Genomic DNA, 20,469 nt, shown 5'->3' with positions numbered 1-20,469 from the left:
ACTCAGTTGGGGCGCTGCCTGCTGGCGTTGGCGGCCACCCGCAGGCGGCCCCGGCCCACTAGCTGGGTCTGGGCTAGCGGGTCTTGGTAAAATCGGGCGCCCTCTTCCACCACCAGCTCCCCGGCGAGCACCAGCCTGGTATGCGGCTGCAATTCGAGCAGCCCGCCTTTTCGCACCACTATTCGTGAGCCGGGGCCGATATAGAGCGTAGGCGTCTGGCCAGCCTGCGCTGCCAGGACCAGTTCATTAGCTGCTTCAACCACAATACTGGCCCCAGGCCGGCTTTGGAGCCCGGCTGGCAGCACGTAGCGGCTGCCGCCCGCCCCTAGCCGCAGCCGGCTACCAGCCTGGAGGACTACCGAGGTGGCCAGGCCGGCCGTGCCAAGGGTAATAGTTCTCGGGGGCGCTTCGGCGCGGGGCGCATTGTTTGTAAACGTGATTTCGCCCGCCAATACTGCCCCGGCTAGCAGGTCGGGGGCCCCGAGCGGTGGGTCGGCCCTGCTGAGCTCAAAGGTGCAGTTGCGCAACTGAAACCGGCTGGCCGAGTCGGGCGCGGCCGGCACGGCCAGCAGCAGGTTGTGGCGCGTGCCCACAAAGCGGCAATTGGTGAAGCTCATGGCCCGCGCTTCCTGCAGCGAGAAGAGCAGAAACTGCCCGTAGGCGGGCTGGCCGCGGTAGGGCCGGTCCTCGAAGGTGCAGCCCACAAACCGGGTAGGGTAAGCCGCAAGGCCACAGCCGGTTATGAACGCGCCGTAAATGCGGCAGTTTTGAAACAAAAAATCCGTTTGCCGCACCCAGACCGACCAGTTGGTGAGGCCCCACAAAAGGCAGTTGCTTAGCACGATATGCTTGGCAGTGGGGGGGCCATCGCCGTAGCGGTCCGACACGAGCCCTTGGCCGGCATTATCGACCAGGCGGCAGCGCTCGAGGCGCACATTGGTCACGTAGCCGCCTTCGGGCTCCACATCGACGCCCGCACCGGGATTAGAGTAGAGCGGGCGGCCCAGGGCCGGAATCGGCACCCGGCCGGTATGGCTAAAGCTGCAGTTAACGGCCCGAAAACCGTTGACGCTTGTCAGCGACAGGCCCTGGCGGCCGTTGTAGTCGAAGGTAGAGTTTTCGAGCAGAATGTCTTCCAGCGCCGGGCTATCCAGGCTCGTGGCCAGGTGGTTGAGCACCTGAATGCCATCGCGGCCGAAGTGGTGCAGGGCTAGCCGGCGCAGGGTAATATGGCGCGAGCCGTTGATAAACACGCCGTCGGCCCCGAGCTGAATACCCGTGTCGCCCCAGTGCCCGCCCACCCGCAGCTTGCCGCTATTGCCATTCACAGCCAAGCTGGTTACTTCCACATTGTCGCAGCCCTGCAGCACCAGAAACGAGCCGAGGCTAGCCGCATAGCTGGCGTCAACAAAATAGGCCGTGGGGGCCTCGTAGGGCTTTTTGGTAATTGGGTCAAACGCCCCGTAGCGCAGGCTATCGGCATACCGAATCTCGGTGGTAGCGCTATCGGCCCCCTCAATCGACAGGTTGCGGCAATTGACGAAGTGCAGCAGGTCGGTGCGTTGGCCCGCAGCCTCCGGCTGGCCCACCAGGTAGGTGCCCTTCGGAATGGTGAGCACGGCGCGGCCAGCGCCGGCCGGCGTTTGCGCCCGCTGATTAAAAAAATCGGCCGCCTTGCGGAAGGCCGCGTGGTCGTTGGTGCGGCCGTCGCCCACGGCCCCAAAATCTTTTTTCAGGTCCTTGCGCAGCACGGTAGCAGCGGCCTGGCCGTGCGCCAGGCCGCTGGCCAGCAGCACCAGCAGGCTGCCCAGCAGCGTGTGGCAGGCTAGCCAGCAGCCAGGGCGGGGCACTTTTGCAGCGTGTTTTTTCATGGGGTTGCCTTACCCCGGCTAGCCTTGGCACCAGGGCGGGTAAGGCAAAAATAGCCCGGCTGGCCGGGGCTCCGCTAGCCAGGCATAGCCGCTGCCGGGGTGCTACGCCGTAACTTTGTCCCCCGTCATGCCTGAACGCTCCACCCCCTCCCCCACAGCGTCGGCCGCGAAGTATATCTTCGTCACCGGCGGCGTCACTTCCTCACTCGGAAAAGGAATTATTTCCGCCTCCCTGGCTAAGCTCTTGCAAGCCAGAGGCTTTCGAGTCACTATCCAGAAGTTCGACCCTTATATCAACATCGACCCGGGCACGCTCAACCCCTACGAGCATGGCGAGTGCTACGTGACCGACGACGGGGCCGAAACCGACCTCGACCTGGGCCACTACGAGCGCTTCCTGAATACGCCCACCTCGCAGGCCAACAACGTGACCACCGGCCGCATCTACGACACCGTGATTCGGCGCGAGCGCGAAGGGGCTTTCTTGGGTAAGACCGTGCAGGTAGTGCCCCACATCACCGACGAGATAAAGCGCCGGATGCTGCTGCTGGGCCAGGGCGGCGAATTTGACGTAGTAATTACCGAAATCGGGGGCTGCATCGGCGACATTGAGAGCCTGCCCTTCGTGGAGGCCGTGCGCCAGCTGCGCTGGGAGCTGCCGCCCCACGACTCGCTCGTGATTCACCTCACGCTGCTGCCCTACCTGGCGGCGGCCGGCGAACTGAAAACCAAGCCCACCCAGCACTCGGTGCGCGACCTGCGCGAGGCGGGCCTGCAGCCCGACATCCTGGTGTGCCGCTCCGAGCACCCGATTCCGGCCGAGATGCGGCGCAAGATTGCGCTGTTTTGCAACGTCAAAATCAATTCCGTTATCGAGAGCCTCGACGCCGACAGTATCTACTCGGTGCCGCTGCTCATGCTCAAGGAAGAGCTCGATGCCCGCGTTATTGCCAAGCTGCGCCTGCAAGGCGGCCACACCCCCGACCTGGAAGAGTGGAAGGAGTTTTTGGGTCGCCTCAAGAACCCGACCGAAGAGGTGACCATTGCGCTGGTAGGCAAGTACGTGGAGCTACCCGATGCGTATAAGTCTATCATTGAAGCATTTATCCACGCCGGCGCCTTCAATGAGTGCAAGGTGCGGGTGCGCACCATTCAGAGCGAGTTTCTGACGCCCGAAAACGCGGTGCAGCAGCTCGAAGGCGTGGACGCCGTGCTGGTAGCGCCCGGCTTTGGCGAACGCGGCTTCGAGGGCAAGGTGGCCGCCGTGCGCTACGTGCGCGAAAACGGGATTCCATTCTTCGGCATTTGCCTGGGTATGCAGGTGGCGGTGGTGGAGTACGCCCGCCACGTGCTGGGCCTGCCCGAGGCCAATTCGACCGAGATGAATCCGCTCACGTCCGACCCGGTAATTGCCCTCATGGCCGACCAGAAAGACATCACCCAGAAGGGCGGCACCATGCGCCTCGGCGCCTACACCTGCGAGCTTAAGCGCGGCTCGCGGGCGGCCAAAGCCTACGGCCGCAACATTATCAGCGAGCGCCACCGCCACCGCTACGAATTTAATGGCGCCTACGCCCAGCAGTTTGAAGACGCGGGCCTGCACCTCTCGGGCACCAACCCCGAAACCGGACTGGTAGAAGTAATCGAGCTGCCCAAGACGGTGCACCCGTGGTTTGTGGCCGGCCAGTTTCACCCCGAGCTCAAGAGCACCGTCGAAACCCCGCACCCGCTGTTCGTGCGCTTTGTGAAGGCCGCTATTCAGCGCAAGAAAGGGCTGTAATACGCAAGTAAAAACTTCGATAGAACGTCATACTAAGCCTGCAAAGCAGCTCGCTCGCGCCGCTAGGGTATAGCAATCCTACTGCTTCGAACGAGCTGCTTTACGGCGCTTGGCAGGACGTTCTTTTTTGTTAGGCGCCCCTGCCCCGCCCCGCCGTACCTTTGCCTTTCGAATTTTTTTTACTATAAATGGACCGCAATCAAGCGACTGGCCTTTTTCTAATTTCGGCCTTGCTCCTGGTGTACCTGTTTTTCTTCTCGCCCAAGGTGGCACCCGAGAAAAACAAGGCCCAGGCCCCTACCACCGCCACCACGACTAAGCCCGCCGGCCCCGCCCCCGCGCTAGCCCCGAGGCCAAGCTCGACTCGGCCGCTGGCCCGGCGCGCAGCATCGAGCTCAAAAACCCCGAGCTGACGCTCACCTTCTCGACCCAGGGCGGCCGCGTGCAGGCCGTGCGCCTCAACAAGTACAAGACGTTCTTCGGCAAGCCGCTCGACTTGTTTGACGCCCAAAGCGCCCGCTACAACACCAAGCTGACCACCACCGGTGGCCAAACGGTGGACTTCGCCAGCCTCAATTTTCAGGCCGGCGCGCCCACGGCCACGGCCGATGGCGGCCAGCAGCTAGCCTTCACCGCGCCGGTGGGCGGCGGCACCGTGACGCAGACCTACACGCTGCCTAAGGCGGGCTACGAGGTGAAGTATAACCTCAAGCTCAGTGGCGTGGCCACCACGCAGCCGCTCACGTTCAGCTTCGTGGACAACGTGCGCCAGACCGAGCAGGACCTCAAGCAGAACCGCAACCACTCGACAATCAACCACTACCTGGCCAGCGACGACCCGGGCAGCTTGGCCGAGGCTAGCGAGAAGCCCGAGGAAATGAAAATCACGGCGCCTATCAAGTGGTCGGCCGACAAGCACGACTTCTTCGTGGCCGGCTTCATCGCCGATTCGCAGCCTTTTGCCAGCGGCACTTTCAACTCGACGGTGAACCTGGCCGACTCCACGTTTATCAAGACGCTGAGCACCTCGCTAGCCCTGCCCGCGGCCGACGTGACGAGCGCGGCCGGCGGCCAGTACCGCTTCTTTTTCGGCCCCAACCAGTTCAATTTGCTGAAGGACGTAGCGCCAAATTTTGACCGCAACGTGTACCTGGGCTGGGGCCTGTTCCGCTGGGTAAACCGCTTTGTGGTGCTGCCGGTGTTCCACTTCCTGGAGCAATACATCAGTTCCTACGGCGTAATCATCCTACTGCTGGTGGTGCTTATCAAGCTTGTAACGTGGCCGTTGACCTATAAAACCTACGAGAGCCAAGCCCGCATGAAAGTGCTGAAGCCGGAGCTCGACGAGATTAAGGCCAAGTTCCCGGATGACCAGGTGAAGAGCCAGCAGGAGACCATGAAGCTGTACACGCAGTTTGGGGTGTCGCCGCTCAGCGGCTGCGTGCCCACGCTGCTCACGCTACCGATTCTGTTCGCCATGTTCCAGTTCTTCCCCAACGCGATTGAGCTGCGCCAGCAGCCTTTCCTGTGGGCCCACGACCTGAGCACCTACGACAACCCGATTCTGCTGCCCTTCACGCTACCGTACTTAGGCAACCACATCAGCCTGTTCACGGTGCTGATGACCATCTCGACGCTCTTTATGACCTACCAGAGCAACCAGATGAACACGGCCGCCATGCAGGGCCCGATGAAGTTCTACAGCTACCTCATGCCGCTGGTGTTCTTCTTCGTGCTGAACAGCTTCGCCTCGGGCCTAACCTGGTACTACTTAGTTTCCAACGTCGTAACCCTGGCCCAGCAGGCGCTCACGCGCTCGTTTGTGGATGACACCAAGATTCGCGCTCAGCTCGAAGCCAACAAGGTGAAGAACAAAGACAAGAAGCCCGGTGGTTTCCAAGCCCGGCTAGCCGAGGCCATGAAAACCGCCCAGGAGCGCGAGGCCCAGGGCAAGAAGCCCGGCAAGGCGTAGCCTCTCCGGCAACCACAAAAAAAGCGTTCGGCAGTGCCGAACGCTTTTTTTGTGGTCTAAGGTGGCCCGGTTTTCGTTTTATAGTTCGGGCCGCCCTTTTGCGCTTGGCCTACCCTAGCCGTTTTTGTATGCGTTACCTTGTCTGGCTGCTCGCCCTTTCACTAGCTCTGCCCGCCTGCGCCCAGCGCAAACTGCCTCGCAAAGCCAAAGCTATCCCCACGGCCACTGTGTCCAAAACCCAGGAGCCCGTGCTCGTGTACCAGCGCACGCCCTGCTACGGGCGCTGCCCGGCCTACACGGCCACCATCTACGCCGATGGTCGCGTGGAGTACGATGGCCAGCGCTTTGTGCCGCTGCTCGGCAAGCACACGCTGAGCCTGCCCCCGGCCCAGGTGGCCGAGCTGCTGGCCGAAGCCAAGCGCATTAATTTTTCGAGCCTGGCCGACCGCTACGCGGGTCACACTTCCGACCTGCCCGCCACTATCATTACGGTGCATCCAGTGGGGCAGCCGCTGCACGCGGTGTACGCCTCCGAGGGCATTCCTGAGAACCTGCAAGGCTACATCAATTATCTCAACGGCCACCTCGACCCGCTAGCTGGCGTCAACGTGGATAAGTAGGCTAGCCGGCTACTCCTTGCGCACGCGCTCCAGCAGCAGCTGGTTCATGGGGTTGGGCGTGAGGCCGCGCACGTTGCGCTGCGTGAGGCGGATTATCTCGTCGTAGTAAAGAGAAATTACCGGCTGGTCGCGCACCACGAGCCGGTCCATTGCCTGGTACAGCTCGGTGCGCCGGGCGGCATCCTGCTCCCGAATGGCCCGGGCGTATAGCTGGTCGTATTCCCTTGATTTGTAGTGTGTTTTATCAGGTCCGGCGGGACTGAAATTAGGCGAGTAAAACAGGGCCAGGTAGTTTTCAGCATCGGGATAATCACCCAGCCAGCTCTTGCTGAAGAAGGCGGCGCGGCCATTGTCCACCAGCTCCTGCTGGGCGGCCGACTGGTTCACGTCAATCTGCACCTGCACGCCCACGTCGGCCCAGTTCTTTTGCAAGTATTCGGCCACGGCCTTGCGCTCGGCCACGGTGCTCAGGCGCAGCCGGAGCGGCCGGCCAGGGTCGTAGCCGGCCGCTTTTAGCAAGGCCCGCGCCTTTTGGGGCTGGTAGGTATAGCCAGGCACCCTAGCCGGCGAAAACGACGGCAGCGCCGCCGGCACGAAGCCCGACTCGCCCGGCCGCCCCACGTAGTTGAGCACATAGGCCAGCAGTTCGGGCCGGTTAATGGCGTAGCTCAGCGCCTGGCGCACCCGCACATCGCGCAGGGCGCGGCCCTGGCTAGCCTGCTCGCCGATGAGCTTGGCCGAATCGAGCTGAAAACCCAGGTACTCGGTGTTGAGGTAGGGCGCTTTCTGCAAGTTGAAGCGGCCCTGAAAATCGGTCCGCACCGAGCCATCAGGGTTAAGAATGAGGTCGCGCGAGCCCTCGCGGATGCCGCTCAGGAAATCCAGCTTGCCCTGCAAAAAGGTCAGAAACTCGGTCTTACGGTCGGCGATGAAGCTGATGGCAACTGCTTTTAAATAAGGAAGTTGCCGGCCTTGCGCATCTTTGCGCCAGTAGCCAGGGTTGCGGTGGTAGAGCAATACGTTGCCTTCGTCCCACACCTTGAATTGAAACGGCCCGGTGCCCACCGGGTGCTCGCGAAAGTCCTTGCCATACTTCAGCACCGCCTCATGCGGCACCACGTAGGTGTAGGGCATGGTGAGCAGGCTCAGAAACGGGATAAACGGCGCCTTGAGGTGAATACGCAGCGTCGAGTCGTTGGCCGCTACGAAGCAGGTGTCGCTGATGTTGCCTTGACTGTCTTCCAGCACCTTACCCCGAAAAATCCAGCCGCCCGGCGAGGCAGTAGCGGCATCAAACAGCCGCCGAAAAGAATAGACAAAGTCGCTAGCCTTCACTGCCCGGCCTTTGCCACCGGCAAAGGCTTCGCTGTTCTGAAAGCGCGCGCCGCGCCGCAGCCAAAACGTATACGTGAGCCCATCGGATGAAATCTGGTAGCGCCGGGCCAGCGCCGGGGCGGGCTGCAAGGTCGAATCCAATTCCAGCAGGCCGTTGTAGAGCTGCGCCACGGCCCAGCTATTGGCCTGGTTGCGAGCAAAGGCGGGGTCGAGCGAGGTGAGCGCCTCGGGCTGGTTGTAGCGAAATACGCGCCGCTCATCGGCCGCTGAGGGGCCGGCGCCCGAGCAGGCCGCCAGCAGCACCGGGCTAGCCACAGCGGCCAGCCCGGCCAGCCAGCGAAAACGCAATTCAGGTAGAAACATCGGTTAGGGGTGTCGGTTGCAAAGGTAGGGGCCGCGTTGGCCGCCTCGATACCGCATCTATCTTCCCCATTTCCACATTTTTTCATCCTTTCCAATGCAGCTTACCTATTTCGGCCACGCCTCATTTCTAGCCACCATCGGCGGCGTGCGCGTACTGTTTGACCCCTTTATCAGCCCCAACCCCCTAGCCAAGGCTATCAATGTAAACGCCATTGAGGCCGACTACATTCTACTCTCGCACGGCCACGGCGACCACATTGCCGATGCCGAGGCCATTGCCAAGCGCACGGGCGCCAAAATTGTGGCCATCGCCGAGATAGCCGGCTACTTCGGCGCCAAAGGCATCGAGGTTATCGGCACCAACCTGGGCGGCAAAGTCGTGCTGCCCTTCGGCACGGTGCACTGCGTGGCCGCCGCCCACAGCAGCTCGTTCCCCGACGGCTCGTATGCCGGCGTGGCCATGGGCTTCGTTATTAAAGCCAATGATGGCCAGCACAAAACGCTGTACTTCGCCGGCGACACGGCCCTCACCTACGACCTCAAGCTCATCGGCGAGCGCCACAAGGTAGATGTGGCGCTGCTGCCCATCGGCGACAACTACACGATGGGTATTACCGATGCCCTGGTGGCCGCCGACTGGGTGGGCACCCGCGAGATTATCGGCATGCACTACGACACCTTCCCCGTCATCGCCATCAACCACGAGGCGGCGCTGGCCGAGGCTAAAGCCGCTGGCAAAAACCTGCGTCTGCTGCGCATCGGCGAAACGGTGGAGCTGTAAAGCTTTTTGTTCTTATAAGCGCCACGAAGTGGCGCGCGGCAATCTTTCCTTTACGCTGGGTTAATACCCCCTTGATGCAGGCGACGAAGGAAAGATTGCCGCGCGCCACTTCGTGGCGCTCGCAAGGACAGACGCGGGCAGTTCGGGAGCAGCGCTTGGCGAATCCATTTTTTTTAGCCTTATTTTGTAGGTTGAACAGCGCCGGTTCCGGCTAGCTTTATTCCTCCGCTTAGCGCGTCTCCTTAGTATATCGTTTGTTGTTATGGGCAAAATTATCGCGGTAGCCAACCAGAAAGGTGGCGTCGGCAAAACCACCTCGGCCATCAACTTGGCTGCCTCTTTGGCGGCCCTGGACTACCGCACCCTGCTCGTCGATGCCGACCCGCAGGCCAACGCCACGTCGGGCGTGGGTTTCGACCCCAAAGACATCGAAAACAGCGTGTACGAGTGCATGGTTGATGGCATTGACCCCAAAGACATCATTCTGCAAACCAACATCTTGCCGCAACTCGACCTCATGCCCTCCCACATCGACCTGGTGGGCGCCGAGGTGGAGATGATAAACCTGCCCAACCGCGAGGAGAAGATGAAGGAGGCCCTGCGCCCCCTCGCCGACCAGTACGACTTCATCATTATCGACTGCTCGCCCTCGCTAGGCCTCATCACGGTGAACGCCCTCACGGCGGCGCACTCGGTTATCATCCCGGTGCAGTGCGAGTATTTCGCCCTCGAAGGCCTGGGCAAGCTCTTGAATACCATTAAGATAATCCAGAGCCGCCTTAATACCAACCTCGAAATCGAAGGTATTCTGCTCACGATGTACGATGTACGCCTGCGCCTCTCCAACCAGGTGGTGGAAGAAGTGCAGATGCACTTTCAGCAGCTCGTGTTCGACACCATCATCCCGCGCAACGTCAAGCTGAGCGAGTCACCGAGCTTTGGCATTCCCGTCATCCTGCACGATGCCGAGAGCAAAGGCGCCGTGAGTTATCTCAACCTGGCCCGCGAAATCGTGGAGAAGAACAGCGTGGAGGCTAGGCCCGAGGAAGCGCCGGAGGATGAGCTGGCGTAACTGTCTAGGTTAAAATACCCTAGCCATGATTGAGGAGCAAAAAGAGCCTGTCGCTTGGTACTTGCTCATGTATGAACTAATCGATGCTCAGGATGGCATAGAGAGTTTGCTCCGCGATATGAGGGAGGATAAAGAGTTTAGCGAGATTGAGTTCAGAATACATATGGCTCATATTTATGGACATTTAAATCGCGCTTGGAATGGTCGCAATGCTACTGACCAACAATGGCAAGCCGATAGAATGCCTGATGAATGGAACAGCTTTCCCACTGACTCAGACCTACCCCAGACTTTTTAATTTCTTGCAAAAGAACGTCCTGCTGAGCTTGTCGAAGCACCTCTCCCGCGCTGCTAGGGTCGTTCGGTAGAGATGCTTCGATAAGCTCAGCAGGACGTTCTTTTTTCATTTTCGTTTATTCCTAAAGCTATGCCCACCCTGCCTAACAACCTCCTCATCAGCAGCGACCCGACCGTGCGCTCGGGGCGGCCGTACCTGACGGGCACCCGCATCAGCGTGGCTGATGTGCTGGAGTGGCTGGCTAGCGGGATAACAGAGGCCGACCTGCTGCGCGACTTTCCGGAGCTGACGCCGGAGATGCTACGCGCCTGCCTGCGTCACTCCTCCGACCGCGGGCACTTGCAGTATTGAGGTGGCCGCAGCCTTGCCCTTCGACTGCTACGGCGTAATTTTGACGTTCGGCTGCTGCTTGCCTTTTGGGCCGCGCCGACGTTAGTATGTCATCAGAGAAGAACGAAGAGAAAATCCAGGCTGCCCTGAATGCCAATCCGGCCGCTGCCGCCGCTGCCAAGCGTAAGGTTGGTGGCTTGGGCCGGGGCCTCAACGCGCTAATTGAGGGCAGCTACGATAAAAAAGGGGAAACGCGCGAGCAGCGCCTCGTGCCCAATCCGCTGAACTCGGTAGGTCAGATTCCGGTCGAGCAGATTGAGGCCAACCCCTACCAGCCGCGCACGCACTTTGACCAGGAAGCCTTGGCCGAACTGGCCGACAGCATTAAGATTCAAGGCATTATCCAGCCCGTGACGGTGCGCCAGCTGGGCACCAATTCCTACCAGCTCATCTCGGGCGAGCGCCGCCTGCAAGCCAGCAAGCTAGCCGGCCTGGATACCATTCCGGCGTACATCCGCAAGGCCGACGACCAGCAAATGCTGGAAATGGCGCTGATTGAGAACATTCAGCGCGAAAACCTAAACGCGATTGAAATCGCGCTCAGCTACCAGCGCTTGCTGAGCGAGTGCCAGCTGCGCCAGGAAGACCTGGGCGAGCGCGTGGGCAAAAACCGCTCGACCGTCACTAATTACCTGCGCCTGCTGAAGCTGCCGCCCAGCATCCAGATTGGCCTGCGCGATTCGGTGATTGGCATGGGCCACGCCCGCGCCCTCATCAATATCGAAGACCCGCAGCAGCAGGTAGACCTCTACCGCCGCATCGTGGCCGAGGATATGTCGGTGCGCCGCGTTGAGGAGTTGGTGCGCAATGGTACGGCCAGGCCCGCCGGCGGCGCGGCCACGGCCAAGCCCCAGCCTACGCCCGTGGTGCCGGTGGCCGAACTGCGCCGCACCGAGCGCCAGCTCACCGACTACTTCGGCTCGAAGGTGCAGCTGCGGCCGAGCGCCCAGGGGCGCGGCGAAATCAAGATTTCCTTTGATTCGGTGGAGGATATGCAACGCATTCTGCATATTCTGCAACCTGCGTAAGTACCGCACTTATTCCGCGCCGGTGGGCGTTAGCGGCTTACTTATGAAAGACTTCGCGCTTCTTGGTTTTTGGCGGCTGGCTAGCCCCGCTTGGCTGCTGGCCCTGGTAGTAGTGCTGGCCGGCGCGCGGCCGGCACTGGCCCAGATTCCGACTTCGACCAATCCGTATGATGTGAACCCGACCACCCCCCAGGTGGTGCGGCCCGACACGGCTACGGTGCGTAAAATCAGCAAGAAGGAAAAGCGCGCCCAGCACGCCGCCGACTCGGCCAAGCGCACCGAGCGGCTGTTTGGCCTGCACCTCACCCGGCCCGAAAAGGCGGGCATTCTGGCGCTGATTCCGAGCGGCGGGCAGATTTATAACAAGCGCTACTGGAAGCTGCCCATTGTGTACGGCATGGTGGGCGGACTGGGATATTGGGTTTATTTTCAGCAGAAATACTATACGCAGTATTTGAAGGCGTATCACCTCGGCCAGCAATATACCGGCACGGGCGCGCCATCTGCTTACCTGAATGCGACTGACTTCCCGCAGGCCAGCCAGGAAACTTCGCTAACCAACATCTACAATAACCTCACTGGCTACCGCAGCTACCGCGATTTGGCGGTGCTTATCAGTGCGCTCGGCTATTCTTTGACCATTCTGGATGCCGTGGTGGATGCCCACCTGCACGACTTCGACGTGAGCGATAACTTGTCGCTGAACTGCCGGCCTACCCTGCTGCTGGTACCCGGCCAGCTTACCCCGGCCGGCGGGCTGGCGCTGACTTTGCGGGTGAAATAACCCGTTGCTACTCAGTATAGTACATGAAAATTCTGCTTATCGGCTATGGCAAAATGGGCCAGACGATAGCCGGGCTAGCCGCCGGCCGGGGCCACGAAATCGTGGGCATTGTGGACCACCAGACCTCCAGCCAGCGCATTGAGAATTTCACGCCTAGCCAGGTTGATGTGGCCATCGAGTTTACCCACCCCGAGGCGGCCTTCGGCAACGTGGCGGCCTGCCTGCGCCAGGGCCTGCCGGTGGTGTGCGGCTCGACGGGCTGGCTGCACCACTTTGAGGAGGCTAGCCAGCTGACGGCGGAAACCAAGGGGGCGCTGTTCTACGCTTCCAACTACAGCGTGGGCGTGAACCTGTTTTTTCACTTCAATGAGTACATCGCCGCCAAGATGAACCAGTTTGCGGCCGGCTACGATGTGCAGATGACCGAGATTCACCACATTCACAAAGTAGACCAGCCCAGCGGCACAGCCCTCACGGCGGCCGAAGGCATCCTGGCCCACTTTCCGGCCAAGACTACCTGGCGCAACGCGCCCGCCCAGGCGCCGCACGAGCTAGCCGTGCTCAGCGAGCGGCGCGGCGAGGTAGTGGGTACCCACGAGGTACGCTACGTATCGAGCGCCGACACCATTGAGCTGCGCCACGAGGCCCACTCGCGCGAGGGCTTTGCGCTGGGCGCGCTGCTGGCCGCCGAGTGGCTGCCCGGCCGCCACGGCGTATTCGGCATGAAGGAGCTGCTGGGGCTGTAAAACGGAGTGGCACTCCGTTTTATAGTTGTTTATTTGCTAAATATTATACGGGTGAGTAATCCACTCCCGCTTCCGTTTCATGCTCTTTCGCAAAACTGACCCGACTGCTCCCCCCAGCCGCCCAAGGGCAAAGGCCGCGAGTGGTTCGACTCGCTGCTGTTTGCCGTTATCGCGGCCACCCTCATTCGCTGGGCCACGTTTGAGGCTTACGTCATTCCGTCGCCGAGCATGGAACACTCGCTATTGGTAGGCGACTACTTGTTTGTGAGCAAGTTGCACTACGGCCCCATTACGCCCCAAACGCCCTTGCAGGTGCCGCTTACGCACCAGACGGTGCCGATTTTCGGCTTCAAGAGCTACTCCGATGCTATTCAGCTGCCCACGTACCGGCTGCCGGGCTTCAGCTCGATAAAGCGCAACGACGTGGTGGTATTTCACGTGCCGCACGAGCAGCAGTACCCGGCCGACCTGCGCACCAACTACATCAAGCGTTGCATCGCCATTGCGGGCGATACCCTGGAAATTCGTAATGGCCAGGTATTTTTGAACGGCAAGCCCGGTGTTATCGCCGGCGCGCCGCAGACTACCTACTTCATGGAAGTAGAAACGCCCAACGACGAGGTGCGCCAGGCCCTGCACGACCAAGGCGTGGTGGAGTACGAACAGCTAGAAGACGGGATTCCGGCGGCCGGCACTAACCCCGAAACGGGCAAAGTGGGCTACTTCATCAGCTGCCCGGCCAACGTGGCCGAGTATTTTAAAAAGCAGCCCTACGTGAAATCGCTGACCGTAACGGCCCCTAGCGTGCAGCTCTTCCCCGACGTGGCCGATTTTCATGTATCGGGCGCCATGAGCGCGGTGCAGCGCAAGTGGCAGCTCGACAACTACGGCCCGCTGCCCGTGCCCAAAAAAGGCCAGACCATCGCGCTCACGCCCGCCAACGCCGCCATTTACTACAAAATCGTGAGCCAGTACGAGCACAACCCGGGCGTTACCTGGGGCCCGGACGGCATGATTCAGCAAAATGGCAAGCCGCTGACGCGCTACACCATCAAGCAGAACTACTACTTCATGATGGGCGACAACCGCCACAATTCCGAAGACTCGCGCTTCTGGGGCTTCGTGCCCGAAGACCACGTGGTAGGCAAGGCCGTGCTTATCTGGCTCTCGCTCGACCCCTTCGGCAACGCCGCGCACAAGGTGCGCTGGGGTCGCCTGTTTCATACGATAGACTAGCCGTAGCGCAGACTTTGTAGTTCGCGCTCGCAAGCGGTTAAAACGCGGACTACAAAGTGCGCGCTACTGGGCCCCCGGCGGAATCATTCGGCCGGGGCCCTTGTTCATATGCGTGAAATCTAGTAGCTTGCGCCCAACTAGTTTTCGCCTACCGTATATGGACCAAAAAGTGCTTGTACTCAATGGCGACTACACCGCCATTACCTTATGCAGCGTACAGAAGGCTTTCGTGCTGTTGTTTCTGGATAAAGCGGAAATGGTGGCCAAGTCGGACCACGGCACGCTGCGCACGATTTCACAGGCGTATCCCAAGCCCAGCATCATCCGGCTGGCGCGCTATGTGCGCGTGCCCTACAAAGGCATTGCCCTCAGCCGCCACAATATTTTCAAGCGCGACCAGTACGAGTGCCAGTATTGCGGCTCGGGCAAGAACCTGACCCTCGACCACGTGATGCCGCGCTCGCGCGGCGGCGACTCGGGCTGGACCAACCTCGTGGCGGCCTGCTCACGCTGCAACCACGCCAAAGGCCAGCGCACGCCTTCGGAGGCGAATATGCCTCTCCGCACCCAGCCCAAGAAGCCAACCCTAGCCGGCTTTCTCAAACTCTCGGCCGGCACCCTCGACCAGAACTGGCACGCCTACCTGGGCTAGCCACTAGCTAACGCAACAAAAAAGCGTTCGGCCAGCTGGCCGAACGCTTTTTTGTTGCGTTAGCTAGTGGGGCTAATAGGTCTGCTCCTCGGCGGCACCGGCCGGGTAGGCTTCCCCTTCCGAATACTCTTCTGATACCGGCTGGCCGCTGATGAACGTGAGCAGGTCGCGGTTGAGACGGTCGGCGGCCGTTACGTTTAGGCCGTGGGCTTCGCCATTGTACACCACCAATTGGGCGCCGGGCACGAGTTCGACGGCGCGCTTGGCACTGTTGTCGAGCGGCACCGTTTTGTCGGCATCGCCGTGGATAAACAGCGCCGGCACTTTGATTCCTTTCAAATCCTGGCGGAAATCGGTGGCGCTAAAGGCTTTTACGCACTCGGTGGTGGCGCGCGGCGTGGCGTGCAAGGCAATGCTCTGGCTCCAGTCGAGAGTGGCCTGGCTCACGGGGTGGCTCAAGGCGCCCACGCCGTAGAAGCCTTTGCTGAATGTGGCCAGAAAATCGGGGCGGTCCTTGCCGATATTTTTCAGCATATCGTCAAACACCGACTTATCTACGCCATCGGGGTTATCCGCCGTCTTGAGTAGGTAAGGAGTCACGGCGCTGATAAAGACCACCTTGCTCACGCGCGCGCCCTGGTGGCGGCTCATGTAGCGGGCTACTTCGCCGCCGCCCATTGAGAAGCCGACCAGGGTCACGTTTTGCAAATCGAGATTATCGAGCACGGCCTTCAAGTCGTCGGCAAACTGGTCGTAATTGTAACCGTCCCAGGGCTTTGATGACTTACCAAAGCCGCGGCGGTCGTAGGCCACCACGCGCACGCCGTGCAACGGCAGCTCGGCCAGCTGAAACTCCCAGGACTGAAGGTCGAGCGGCCAGCCGTGGATGAGGACTACCGGGTTGCCCTGGCCATAATCTACATAATTGATTTCAATAGGCTTGCCAGCGGCGTCGCTGCCTGCTTTGATGAGGTTCATACGGGAAAAGGAAGGGTGAATGAGAAGGATTCCTTCAGATTTACGCAAAGCCGACTGCCAGGGATGACAAATGACATAATTTTTCTGTTAACAAGGCTAGCAGACTGGGTATTAAGCCGAAGCGTATACTGCTTTCAATCAACAGATTTCTTGCGCTTAGCAAACTACGCGCGTTTCTGACCGTCTTTTGCGGCATGAAATGCTCTCTGTACGCGCTGCTGGGGTTGCTCGGCCTGGCGGCCTGCAACCACCAGCCAGCGGCCACTACCACTACTGTCGGCGCGGGTGCGGCTAGCCCACCGTCGGCAGTGGCTAGCTCGCCCGGCACCTCCTACCACGTGTACCGCGCCCTGCTGCCGGGCCAGGCCGATAGCATTACGCTGCACCTAGTGGCCGCCCCGCGCAGCTTCGACGCCACGGGCACCACGGGCCGCTTCGGTAGCTACTACGGCCTTGATGGCCACCCCTATACCTTGCAAGGCCAGCCTAGCCTGACTCCCGACAGCGTGGTGCTGTTTGAAACCAGCCCCGAAAAGGCCATCGACCCCAACGGGCCTACGCTGTACTGGCGCCTGCGCCAGTCCGGCCGGGGCGACCTGGCGGGCACCGTGGGCGGGCAGCCGACGCGCCTGCGGCTGGTGCAGCCGGCGGCCGGCGCGCTCACGTTTGCCGTGCGCTACTTTGCCGACTCGGCCGCAGCTTTTCCCAAAGATGTGCAGTCGCCGCGCGGACACATCAGCTTGCAGGCACTGGTGCCGACCGGGGGCGACGCCGACTTGCGCCAGCGCCTGACCGACAACATATTAGTAGGCCTGCGCGGCGATACGCTCGATGGCTTACCGCCGGTGACGCTCACGGCGCTTTATAAGCAGCAGCGCCAGCAGTTTTTCAAGGAATACCGCGAGGATGCGGCCGATACCCGCCCGGCCACCGCCGACACGGCAGGCCTGGGCACCTATGCCCCCGGCCTGAGCTACGAAGACCAGACGAATACCTACGTGCTCTACCGCCAGACCAACTTGCTGAGCCTGGGGTTCTTTCATTACAACTACAGTGGTGGTGCACACGGCGCGTATGGCACTGCGGGCGCCAGCTACGACCTGCGCACCGGGCGCCGCCTGCGCTACGATGATATTTTTCGGCCTGAGGCGGCGCAGCAGCTGCCCGCCTTGCTAGGCCGGGCGGTACGCCCGCTGGTGGGGCTAGCCGCCGCCGAACCGCTCGATAAGCAGCTCTTCGTGAAGCAGATGCCGGTGACGCAGAATGTGTACCTGACGACCAGCGGAGCCGTTTTTATTTACCAGCCCTACGAAATTGCGGCGTATGCGCAGGGCGAAATACGGGTGTTTTTGCCACTTTCCGAACTGCGCCCGCTGCTGCGCGATGGCCTGCCGCTGCCGGGCAGCGGCGTAGTGGCCCGCTAGGGTCGGGCTGCTTTCTTTGTGATTACCCCGCTCATTTTACGCTTTCCTATGCCTAGCCAAACTCCGCCCCTCGCCGAAGCTTTCCGCCTGTTCGACGCAGCTAACAGCGCAGACCCCAACCTCGAACCGAATGAGACGGGCGAGCTGGTGCCCAAGGAAGTGCTGTATGCCCAGCGCATGAGCGCCTGCCTGGCCCGCGTGGCGCCCGACGCGCCCGAAGCCGTGCAGCTCGCCGCCCGCTGCCAGCACATCCGGCGCTGGAGCATTCCGCGCCAGGACTTCCCCATGACGCGGCCCGGCTACCACCAGTGGCGCAACACGCTCAAGAAGTACCACGCCGAGCTGGCTGGCCAGCTTTTGGCCCAGGCCGGCTACGCGCCCGAGCTGATAACCCGCGTGCAGGAGCTGGTGCAGAAGCTGCGCCTGAAAGACGACCCCGAAGTGCAGCTGCTGGAAGACGTTATCTGCCTGGTATTTCTGGAGTATTATTTCCTGCCCTTCGCCGCCCAGCACCCCGAAGAAAAGGTGCTTGAGATAGTGCAGAAAACCTGGCCCAAAATGACCGCGCGCGGCCACGCGCTAGCCCTGCAACTACCCTTCTCGCCCGAGGCGCGGGCGCTGGTGGAGAAAGCCCTGGCCTAAAAACTGCCACTTGTGCCATGACCACACAAGCCGCCCTGGCAGCTCACCTCCAACGCCGGGTACCTCTACCCGCCCCCGTACTGGCGGAGATGCTAGCCAGCTTCACGACCCAGCGTGTGCAGAAACGGCAGTTCATTGTGCAGCCTGGCTTTGTGGCTACTACCCGCAGTTATATCGTAGCCGGGGCTTTTCGCGCCTACGTCATCGACCAAGAGGGCCGGGAGCGCACTATTCAGCTGGCTATCGACGATTGGTGGATTTCCGATTATAACAGCTACATCTCCCAGCAGCCGGCCACCATGTTTGTGGTGGCGCTCGAAACCAGCACGGTATTGCAGATTACCTACGAGCGCGAGCAGCAGCTAAAAAGTGCGCACCACGCAGCCGAAACCTTTTTTCGGATAATGGCCGAGCGCTCAGCCGCTTTTTTTCAGCGCCGCATCATCGCCAACCTTACCCAAACGGCCGAGGAGCGCTACCACGATTTTCTGGCTCATTACCCGCTGCTCGCCCAGCGCGTGCCGCAATACGCCTTAGCATCCTACCTAAATATGACGCCTGAATTCTTGTCAAAAATTAGAAATAATAAAGCGTAACTATTTGTAATTTAATACGATAGACACCACACCGCGCGCGTTATGCAGCGGTTATTGCTTGAACTACTTCAACCGTATTTCTTAAGGTACTTCAAGGGAAGGAGGCTAGCCTGATGGGGAATTTTGCCTCATCATTTTACAACCCCTTCCCATGACAGAGACAGCAGCAAAACTCCGCAATAAGGTAGCCGTTATCACAGGCGGCAGCAGCGGCATTGGCCTGGCTACGGCCCAACTATTTGCCGAGCAGGGCGCTCGCGTTGCCATTACGGGGCGCAACCAGGCAGCCCTGGACCAAGCCGTGGCCCAGATTGGCCACGGTGCCCTAGCCGTGGCCGGCGATGTGGCCAATGTAGCCGACCTCGACCGCTTGTTTGCCACTGTACATCAGCAGCTGGGCGCGGTAGATGTGCTCATCGTCAATGCTGCCAGTTATGTGCTAGCGCCGCTGGCCGACTTCACCGAGTCGATGTTTGACCGCGTGAGTAACGTCAATTTTAAAGGCACGTTCTTCACGGTGCAGAAGGCTTTACCCTACCTGCGCGACGGTGCTTCGGTGGTCCTCACCTCGTCTACGGTAGCCGAAAAGGGTGTGCCCAACCACGCCGCCTACGCCGCCACAAAAGCCGCTACGCGCTCGCTGGCCCGCAGCTTTTCGGCCGAGTTGCTGCCCCGGCGTATTCGGGTGAATGTGCTTACACCCGGCCCCGTCGATACGCCAGTATTCGAGTCTGTTACGGCCAGTAAGGAAGAAGCCGAAGCTGCCAAAGCTGGCATGGGACAGTTTGCCCCCGTGAAGCGGGTCGCCACTGCCCGCGAAATCGCCCAGGCCTCACTATACCTAGCCACCGATGACTCTAGTTTTATGCTCGGCAGCGAGCTTTTGATTGATGGAGGCATTCGCACGCTGTAAGCAACATAGCTACCGGTAGTAAACGCGCCCCCTCGCTGGCACTAGCCCGGCGAGGGGGCGCTGCGCGTTAATCCATCGATGATAGTTCGCTGGTTGTGCCTAGCCCCATTTTTCGGCCCACGCCTACCACATCGCCAATAAAGATGATGGCCGGGTACGTGATGCCGGCCGCGGCTACCAGCGTGGGCAACTCTTCTACGCGGCCTACCACGACTTTGCGCTGCGGCAGTGAGGCGTGCATAACTACGGCGGCGGGCGTATAGCCGCGGCCTTCGGCTACGTAAGTAGCGGCGATTTCGGGCAGCTTTTTCATGCCCATGTAGATGACGACCGTCGAGTTGCTTTGCATGGCTAGCCGCAAATCGGCCGAGAGCGAGCCGTCTTTTTTGGTGCCCGTGAGCACCCAGATGCCCTCACTCACCTGCCGGTGCGTGAGCGGAATATCTTCAAAGCCAACGGCCTGCATACTCGAAATACCGGGCACGTAGTGCGCCGCAATGCCCTGGCTGCGGGCAAACAGCATCTCCTCAAAGCCCCGCCCGAAGATGAACGGGTCGCCACCCTTCAGGCGAATAACGCGGCCTTTGGCCAGCGCCTTCTCGCGGATTAACTTGTGAATAACCTCCTGGGGCGTGTATTCGCCGTAGGGTTTTTTGCCCACGTAGATGCATTCGCAAGCCACGGGGGCTAGCGCCAGCAGCTCCTGGTTGGCGAGGTTGTCGTAGAGAATCACATCGGCCGTTTGCAGAATGCGGTGCGCTTTCAGGGTCAGCAGCTCGGGGTCGCCGGGGCCGGCACCTACCACGTACAGTTCGGGAATAGTTGGCAAACGGGTCATAGGCATGACGGCAAATACAAAAAGCTAGCCTAGGCAGCCAACAAAGAAACGCTGCTAGCTGCCTGGCAAAATAACATCCTCATGCTGGCTGTGAGCAACCAAGCAAATAAGGCTGCCTGCTAAATTTAGGGTGTTGCTAAGAAAAATTAA

At 60.6% G+C, this 20,469-nt stretch carries 21 protein-coding genes and 1 pseudogene; 18 read left to right on the top strand and 4 right to left on the bottom strand.

From position 1 onward, the window contains the following. Positions 1-2 precede the first annotated feature (2 nt). Complete coding sequence (locus tag GKZ68_RS19635; protein WP_173117792.1) at positions 3-1,871, bottom strand: right-handed parallel beta-helix repeat-containing protein; 1,869 nt, start codon at positions 1,869-1,871, stop codon at positions 3-5. A 127-nt stretch (positions 1,872-1,998) separates the two neighbouring features. On the opposite strand from GKZ68_RS19635, the gene GKZ68_RS19630 reads away from it, so the two are divergent. From GKZ68_RS19630 to GKZ68_RS19615, 4 genes are all read left to right on the top strand, one after another. Continuing rightward, entirely contained in the window at positions 1,999-3,651 is a 1,653-nt protein-coding gene (locus tag GKZ68_RS19630; protein ID WP_173117790.1) for a CTP synthase, read from the top strand. Between the two features lie 188 nt (positions 3,652-3,839). Continuing rightward, positions 3,840-4,064 (top strand): hypothetical protein, encoded by a 225-nt coding sequence (locus tag GKZ68_RS19625; RefSeq protein WP_173117788.1) that lies wholly within the window; start codon positions 3,840-3,842, stop codon positions 4,062-4,064. After that, on the top strand, positions 4,040-5,623 hold the full coding sequence (gene yidC, locus GKZ68_RS19620; RefSeq protein WP_173118569.1) for a membrane protein insertase YidC: 1,584 nt from the start codon (positions 4,040-4,042) through the stop codon (positions 5,621-5,623). Before GKZ68_RS19625 ends, yidC begins: the two co-directional genes overlap by 25 nt. Positions 5,624-5,751: 128 nt before the next feature. After that, entirely contained in the window at positions 5,752-6,243 is a 492-nt protein-coding gene (locus tag GKZ68_RS19615) for a DUF6438 domain-containing protein (RefSeq protein ID WP_173117786.1), read from the top strand. Between the two features lie 9 nt (positions 6,244-6,252). Here GKZ68_RS19615 and GKZ68_RS19610 read toward each other — a convergent pair whose 3' ends face one another. Further along, positions 6,253-7,926 (bottom strand): ABC transporter substrate-binding protein, encoded by a 1,674-nt coding sequence (locus GKZ68_RS19610; RefSeq protein ID WP_254244079.1) that lies wholly within the window; start codon positions 7,924-7,926, stop codon positions 6,253-6,255. 109 nt (positions 7,927-8,035) lie between these two features. On the opposite strand from GKZ68_RS19610, the gene GKZ68_RS19605 reads away from it, so the two are divergent. The 10 genes and pseudogenes from GKZ68_RS19605 (at position 8,036) to GKZ68_RS19565 (ending at position 14,928) form a co-directional block, all read left to right on the top strand. Next, the gene (locus GKZ68_RS19605; protein WP_173117782.1) at positions 8,036-8,722 is read left to right on the top strand and encodes a metal-dependent hydrolase; all 687 of its coding nucleotides are present in this window, start codon (positions 8,036-8,038) and stop codon (positions 8,720-8,722) included. A 262-nt stretch (positions 8,723-8,984) separates the two neighbouring features. Further along, positions 8,985-9,794, top strand: coding sequence for a ParA family protein (locus GKZ68_RS19600; RefSeq protein WP_173117780.1), 810 nt, complete (start codon positions 8,985-8,987; stop codon positions 9,792-9,794). Positions 9,795-9,819: 25 nt separating this feature from the next. Further along, positions 9,820-10,092: a hypothetical protein gene (locus GKZ68_RS19595; RefSeq protein ID WP_173117778.1), complete on the top strand. Its 273-nt coding sequence runs from the start codon at positions 9,820-9,822 to the stop codon at positions 10,090-10,092. A 129-nt stretch (positions 10,093-10,221) separates the two neighbouring features. Beyond that, positions 10,222-10,443 carry a DUF433 domain-containing protein gene (locus GKZ68_RS19590; RefSeq protein WP_173117776.1) on the top strand — a complete coding sequence of 74 codons (222 nt, stop codon included), beginning with the start codon at positions 10,222-10,224 and terminating at the stop codon, positions 10,441-10,443. A 65-nt stretch (positions 10,444-10,508) separates the two neighbouring features. Further along, positions 10,509-11,510: a ParB/RepB/Spo0J family partition protein gene (locus GKZ68_RS19585; protein ID WP_254244078.1), complete on the top strand. Its 1,002-nt coding sequence runs from the start codon at positions 10,509-10,511 to the stop codon at positions 11,508-11,510. A gap of 43 nt (positions 11,511-11,553) precedes the next feature. Then, the gene (locus tag GKZ68_RS19580; protein ID WP_173117774.1) at positions 11,554-12,294 is read left to right on the top strand and encodes a DUF5683 domain-containing protein; all 741 of its coding nucleotides are present in this window, start codon (positions 11,554-11,556) and stop codon (positions 12,292-12,294) included. A 23-nt stretch (positions 12,295-12,317) separates the two neighbouring features. After that, the gene (dapB, locus tag GKZ68_RS19575; RefSeq protein WP_173117772.1) at positions 12,318-13,040 is read left to right on the top strand and encodes a 4-hydroxy-tetrahydrodipicolinate reductase; all 723 of its coding nucleotides are present in this window, start codon (positions 12,318-12,320) and stop codon (positions 13,038-13,040) included. A gap of 147 nt (positions 13,041-13,187) precedes the next feature. Continuing rightward, positions 13,188-13,586, top strand: a pseudogene (gene lepB, locus GKZ68_RS22465) (signal peptidase I); the annotation flags it as partial. A gap of 48 nt (positions 13,587-13,634) precedes the next feature. Beyond that, entirely contained in the window at positions 13,635-14,276 is a 642-nt protein-coding gene (gene lepB / locus GKZ68_RS22835) for a signal peptidase I (RefSeq protein WP_367949236.1), read from the top strand. Positions 14,277-14,433: 157 nt separating this feature from the next. Beyond that, the gene (locus tag GKZ68_RS19565) at positions 14,434-14,928 is read left to right on the top strand and encodes an HNH endonuclease (RefSeq protein WP_173117770.1); all 495 of its coding nucleotides are present in this window, start codon (positions 14,434-14,436) and stop codon (positions 14,926-14,928) included. Positions 14,929-15,000: 72 nt separating this feature from the next. On the opposite strand, the gene GKZ68_RS19560 is transcribed toward GKZ68_RS19565, so the two are convergent. Continuing rightward, complete coding sequence (locus GKZ68_RS19560; protein ID WP_173117768.1) at positions 15,001-15,906, bottom strand: alpha/beta fold hydrolase; 906 nt, start codon at positions 15,904-15,906, stop codon at positions 15,001-15,003. A 194-nt stretch (positions 15,907-16,100) separates the two neighbouring features. Here GKZ68_RS19560 and GKZ68_RS19555 point away from each other — a divergent pair, with 194 nt between their 5' ends. The 4 genes from GKZ68_RS19555 to GKZ68_RS19540 all read left to right on the top strand — a co-directional run bounded on the left by GKZ68_RS19555 (position 16,101) and on the right by GKZ68_RS19540 (position 19,481). After that, positions 16,101-17,330, top strand: a complete 1,230-nt coding sequence (locus tag GKZ68_RS19555) for a DUF3298 and DUF4163 domain-containing protein (protein ID WP_173117766.1) — start codon at positions 16,101-16,103, stop codon at positions 17,328-17,330. Positions 17,331-17,378: 48 nt separating this feature from the next. After that, a complete protein-coding gene (locus tag GKZ68_RS19550) occupies positions 17,379-17,972 on the top strand; it encodes a DUF4202 domain-containing protein (protein ID WP_173117764.1) in 594 nt (197 codons plus the stop codon). 17 nt (positions 17,973-17,989) lie between these two features. Continuing rightward, complete coding sequence (locus tag GKZ68_RS19545) at positions 17,990-18,568, top strand: Crp/Fnr family transcriptional regulator (RefSeq protein WP_173117762.1); 579 nt, start codon at positions 17,990-17,992, stop codon at positions 18,566-18,568. A 151-nt stretch (positions 18,569-18,719) separates the two neighbouring features. After that, entirely contained in the window at positions 18,720-19,481 is a 762-nt protein-coding gene (locus GKZ68_RS19540; protein WP_173117760.1) for an SDR family oxidoreductase, read from the top strand. Between the two features lie 67 nt (positions 19,482-19,548). On the opposite strand, the gene cobA is transcribed toward GKZ68_RS19540, so the two are convergent. Next, positions 19,549-20,325, bottom strand: a complete 777-nt coding sequence (gene cobA / locus GKZ68_RS19535; RefSeq protein ID WP_254244077.1) for a uroporphyrinogen-III C-methyltransferase — start codon at positions 20,323-20,325, stop codon at positions 19,549-19,551. Positions 20,326-20,469 lie beyond the last annotated feature (144 nt).

This window comes from Hymenobacter sp. BRD128, from assembly GCF_013256625.1.
Classification (GTDB): Bacteria; Bacteroidota; Bacteroidia; order Cytophagales; family Hymenobacteraceae; genus Hymenobacter.
This window is presented reverse-complemented; position numbering and strand designations above follow the sequence as displayed.

Excerpts from the sequence above, each read along its gene's own strand:
- GKZ68_RS19630 (WP_173117790.1), top strand. The coding sequence starts at position 1,999 with ATGCCTGAACGCTCCACCCCCTCCCCCACAGCGTCGGCCGCGAAGTAT.
- GKZ68_RS19555 (WP_173117766.1), top strand. The coding sequence starts at position 16,101 with ATGAAATGCTCTCTGTACGCGCTGCTGGGGTTGCTCGGCCTGGCGGCC.
- GKZ68_RS19595 (WP_173117778.1), top strand. The coding sequence starts at position 9,820 with ATGATTGAGGAGCAAAAAGAGCCTGTCGCTTGGTACTTGCTCATGTAT.
- GKZ68_RS19560 (WP_173117768.1), bottom strand. The coding sequence starts at position 15,906 with ATGAACCTCATCAAAGCAGGCAGCGACGCCGCTGGCAAGCCTATTGAA.
- GKZ68_RS19580 (WP_173117774.1), top strand. The coding sequence starts at position 11,554 with ATGAAAGACTTCGCGCTTCTTGGTTTTTGGCGGCTGGCTAGCCCCGCT.
- GKZ68_RS19605 (WP_173117782.1), top strand. The coding sequence starts at position 8,036 with ATGCAGCTTACCTATTTCGGCCACGCCTCATTTCTAGCCACCATCGGC.
- lepB (WP_367949236.1), top strand. The coding sequence starts at position 13,635 with ATGGAAGTAGAAACGCCCAACGACGAGGTGCGCCAGGCCCTGCACGAC.
- dapB (WP_173117772.1), top strand. The coding sequence starts at position 12,318 with ATGAAAATTCTGCTTATCGGCTATGGCAAAATGGGCCAGACGATAGCC.
- GKZ68_RS19635 (WP_173117792.1), bottom strand. The coding sequence starts at position 1,871 with ATGAAAAAACACGCTGCAAAAGTGCCCCGCCCTGGCTGCTGGCTAGCC.
- GKZ68_RS19590 (WP_173117776.1), top strand. The coding sequence starts at position 10,222 with ATGCCCACCCTGCCTAACAACCTCCTCATCAGCAGCGACCCGACCGTG.
- GKZ68_RS19625 (WP_173117788.1), top strand. The coding sequence starts at position 3,840 with ATGGACCGCAATCAAGCGACTGGCCTTTTTCTAATTTCGGCCTTGCTC.
- GKZ68_RS19540 (WP_173117760.1), top strand. The coding sequence starts at position 18,720 with ATGACAGAGACAGCAGCAAAACTCCGCAATAAGGTAGCCGTTATCACA.
- GKZ68_RS19545 (WP_173117762.1), top strand. The coding sequence starts at position 17,990 with ATGACCACACAAGCCGCCCTGGCAGCTCACCTCCAACGCCGGGTACCT.
- GKZ68_RS19600 (WP_173117780.1), top strand. The coding sequence starts at position 8,985 with ATGGGCAAAATTATCGCGGTAGCCAACCAGAAAGGTGGCGTCGGCAAA.
- cobA (WP_254244077.1), bottom strand. The coding sequence starts at position 20,325 with ATGCCTATGACCCGTTTGCCAACTATTCCCGAACTGTACGTGGTAGGT.
- GKZ68_RS19615 (WP_173117786.1), top strand. The coding sequence starts at position 5,752 with ATGCGTTACCTTGTCTGGCTGCTCGCCCTTTCACTAGCTCTGCCCGCC.
- GKZ68_RS19550 (WP_173117764.1), top strand. The coding sequence starts at position 17,379 with ATGCCTAGCCAAACTCCGCCCCTCGCCGAAGCTTTCCGCCTGTTCGAC.
- GKZ68_RS19565 (WP_173117770.1), top strand. The coding sequence starts at position 14,434 with ATGGACCAAAAAGTGCTTGTACTCAATGGCGACTACACCGCCATTACC.